The organism is Paenibacillus sp. 2KB_20 (genome assembly GCF_052115765.1).
Taxonomy (GTDB): Bacteria; Bacillota; Bacilli; order Paenibacillales; family Paenibacillaceae; genus Paenibacillus_AQ.
In genome coordinates this window covers 1-442 of sequence record NZ_JBFRHH010000049.1, presented here as the reverse complement: position 1 = coordinate 442, position 442 = coordinate 1, and the positions used below count along the sequence as shown (strand labels likewise).

General features: G+C 47.7%; 1 tRNA gene and 1 rRNA gene. Both read right to left on the bottom strand.

Annotated features, from left to right (window positions below):
* Positions 1 to 72: 72 nt before the first annotated feature.
* A tRNA-Asn gene (locus AB4124_RS34115) sits at positions 73 to 148 on the bottom strand.
* 155 nt (positions 149 to 303) lie between these two features.
* Positions 304 to 442 (bottom strand): 23S ribosomal RNA (locus AB4124_RS34110); the annotation flags it as partial.

Below are 442 nucleotides of genomic sequence, written 5' to 3'. Positions count from 1 at the left end.
CTCGAGACGCTTTTGGCGCCTACACGATTTCCAATCGTGCTCCTTCGGCCAACTCGGACACCTCTCCATAAGTGGCTCCCCGAACAGGACTCGAACCTGTGACAACTCGATTAACAGTCGAGTGCTCTACCAACTGAGCTATCAGGGAACAATATTTAATTCAAGTGATTGATCACCTGAAAACTAGATACGAAACGAATTTGCGTGTTTTAGAATCCGTAGCATTTCCTCAATGCAATATCGGGGTCCCCGGAAAGTATTCGGCGTTGCTTCAAAGCTTCGCTTCACTTTTTGGGGTGTTTTTTGGATAAGCCCTCGACCGATTAGTATTGGTCAGCTCCATGCATTGCTGCACTTCCACCTCCAACCTATCTACCTCGTGGTCTTCAAGGGGTCTTACGAATTGGGAAATCTCATCTTGAGGGGGGCTTCACGCTTAGAT